Annotated in this window: 2 protein-coding genes and 1 pseudogene; 1 reads left to right on the plus strand and 2 read right to left on the minus strand. The window is 65.2% G+C overall.

Annotation, left to right across the window (positions count from 1 at the left end; all coding sequences use genetic code 11):
• A partial coding sequence (locus tag AC1DT2_RS19935) for a phospholipase D family protein (protein ID WP_477298243.1) occupies nucleotides 1-1,993 on the plus strand: 1,993 nt, incomplete at its 5' end.
• Here AC1DT2_RS19935 and AC1DT2_RS19940 read toward each other — a convergent pair.
• Together AC1DT2_RS19940 and AC1DT2_RS19945 are read right to left on the minus strand one after the other, a co-directional pair.
• The gene (locus tag AC1DT2_RS19940) at nucleotides 1,990-2,529 is read right to left on the minus strand and encodes an energy transducer TonB (RefSeq protein WP_477298245.1); all 540 of its coding nucleotides are present in this window, start codon (nucleotides 2,527-2,529) and stop codon (nucleotides 1,990-1,992) included. The genes AC1DT2_RS19935 and AC1DT2_RS19940 overlap by 4 nt on opposite strands.
• A gap of 20 nt (nucleotides 2,530-2,549) precedes the next feature.
• A pseudogene (locus tag AC1DT2_RS19945) lies at nucleotides 2,550-2,828 on the minus strand (acetyl-CoA C-acetyltransferase); the annotation flags it as partial.

Consider the following 2,828-nt stretch of genomic DNA (forward strand, 5'->3'; position numbering starts at 1 on the left):
CAACCCCGGCGAGCGCCTCAAGCTCACCTGGCGTTGTCACCGGTCCCCTATCATCTGCGGCATGCGCCGCCTCTTTACGATCCTGCTCCTCACCGCCACGCTCCTTGCCGGCGGTTGCTCGCTGTCGCGTACGCGCATCCGGCAGGCGGACGCGGTCGTCACCCTGACGGTCGACCGTCAGCTCACCTGTGACCGGACCGATCGTTGTGCGACACCGTCTCCCCTGATCGACGCGGCGAAGGAAGCCAACGCAGCCTCGACCGCGGACAAACCGGTCCACGTGGCGACGCTGCTCGAGGATGGCGAGCAGGCCATGGCCGCCCGGGTCAACCTGATTCGTGCGGCGACGAAGAGCATCGACGTGCAGACCTACATCTGGGAGCAGGACGACGCGGGCAAACTGGTCCTCGACGAACTGATCCAGGCCGCGCGGCGCGGCGTGCATGTGCGCATCCTCGCCGACCAGCTGTTCTCCTTCGGCGACCCGGGATTGCTCGCCACGCTCGCCCGCGCCAGCGACAACCTCGAGGTACGCCTCTACAACCCCACCTTCCACAGCGCGCGGACGCCACCGCTGGAGTTCGCGGCCGGCATTCTCTGCTGCTTCTACAAGTTCAACCAGCGGATGCACAACAAGCTGATCGTGGTCGACGATCTCATCGGCATCACAGGCGGTCGCAACTACGAAGACCGCTACTTCGACTGGGACGGCAGCTTCGACTACATCGACCGCGATGTCATGGTGGGCGGTCCCGCCGCGAAAACCATGGGCGACAGCTTCGAACAGTTCTGGACGCATAAGCGCGCGGTCCGGCTGACCCATCTGCATGACGTGAACCGGGAGCTCATCGCCGACACCGACGACACGCGGCATTGGTTGCCACCGACCTACGAGCATCCCGACCGCGTCGCCCAGATGATCAGCGATGCCGAAGATGCCGGCTGGCTGGAAGACCGAATCATGCGCGCCACGCTGCGGATGAATCGCATCGAGTATCTTTCGGACCTCCCGGGCAAAACCGACGAGCCCAAGCGTCGCGAGGCACGTGAACTTACCCGACACATCATGGGTCTGGTACGTAACGCGAAGAGCGAGATCATCCTGCAGACGCCCTACCTGGTCATGAGCAAACCGGCGCGGAAGATCTTCAACCGCCTGCACGAGCAGCCGACGCCGCCGCGCATCGTCGTCTCGACGAACTCGCTGGCCTCGACCGATGCGTTCGCTGTGTATGCGCTGTCTTACAAGCACCGCAAGCGTTACCTCACCGACTACGGCTTCGAGATTTACGAGCTGAAGCCGCACCCCGAAAACGCCGACATCGATGCGCTCGAGAACCCGTCGACGGCCCCCGCCAAACCACCGTTTGCCGCCACTGGCTCGGGCAGCGGCCACAGCCGACGTGCATCCAGGGAAACGGATGCCGATGGCGGGTTGCAGCCCTCGGAGTCGTCCGGCTTCCTCAGTGCGGGGAGTCATTCGCGACGGGGTGCGCGTCATCGCCCCGCACCGCTGAGCACCGAGGGTATCCGTTTCGGACTCCACGCGAAGTCGATCGTCGTCGACGATACGTTCGCCATGGTCGGCACGCACAATTTCGATCCGCGCTCCGACCACTACAACACCGAATCCGGTGTGATCATCTACGACAAGCGCTTCTCGGACCGCCTGCGCGATTCGATCATGCAGGACACCGAGCCCGGCAACGCCTGGGTCATCGGCCCGCGCGAGAAGAAGATCCCCGTGCTGTCGTCGGTGAACGAGTTCATCGGCGATGTCTCGGAGCGCCTGCCGTTCTTCGATCTGTGGCCATTTCGCTACGCCACCAGCTACGAGCTCAAGCCAGGCTGCATTCCGCTGAGATGGACCGATCCCCGCTTCTTCGAATGCTACGAGCCGGTGGGCGACTTCCCCGAAGTCGACGTCTCGCTGAAGCTCATCTACACCCGCATGATTACCGCGTTCGGCTCATCGGCGGCCGGCATTCTCTAGAAGCGCGTGAGTTCGAAGCGGATGGGCAGGTCGGCGGTGTAACGGGACGGACGATTGTCCGCCGCGGCGAAGCGCCAGCCCCGAACGGCATCGGTCGCTGCGTGATCCAGGTCGAGGTCGCCGCTGCTATGGCCTACGCTGACGTCGGTGACATCACCTTCCTGGGTGACCGTGACATTGAGGATCACCTGGCCTTCGCGCTGTGCGCGTAGCGCTGCCATGGGGTAGCGCGGCGAGGGCATGTAGACGGGCACGAGGGGATCGGGCGTTGCTGCGGCGTCGCTGCGCGCCGCAGCAACGCGTTCGGGAGCCGCGTGCGTGCGGACTCGCGGAGCGGACGCCGACGGCATCGGCGGCACCGGCGCGGACGGCCGTGTCCACGCGGGCCTGGACGACAGCTTCGGCATGACGACTTCGGCCAGCGGGCGGGTCGCAGGCGCGCGCTCATAGGTGAGCGCGGTGAGCCAGCTCGTCGCGGCGATGCCGACGACGAGCCCGAGGGCGCTGAACGATGTACTGGTGCGAAGTGCGAGCATTCGGATCTGACGGATGGGGATCAGGGACGTTCGAGAATCGCCGTGACGCCCATGCCGCCCGCGGTACAGATGGAAATCAGGCCGCGGCCCGAACCCTTCTGCTCGAGCATCTTCGCCAGCGTGGCGACGATGCGCGCACCGGTCGCCGCGAAGGGATGACCCGCCGCGAGACTGGAGCCGTTGACGTTGAGTTTCGACGGGTCGATCGATCCCAGCGGGCCATCGAGGCCCAGCCGGTTACGGCAATACTCGTCGGATTCCCATGCACGCAGCGTGCAGAGCACCTGCGCCGCAAAAGC

Source organism: Luteibacter sp. P4_E6 (assembly GCF_056401535.1).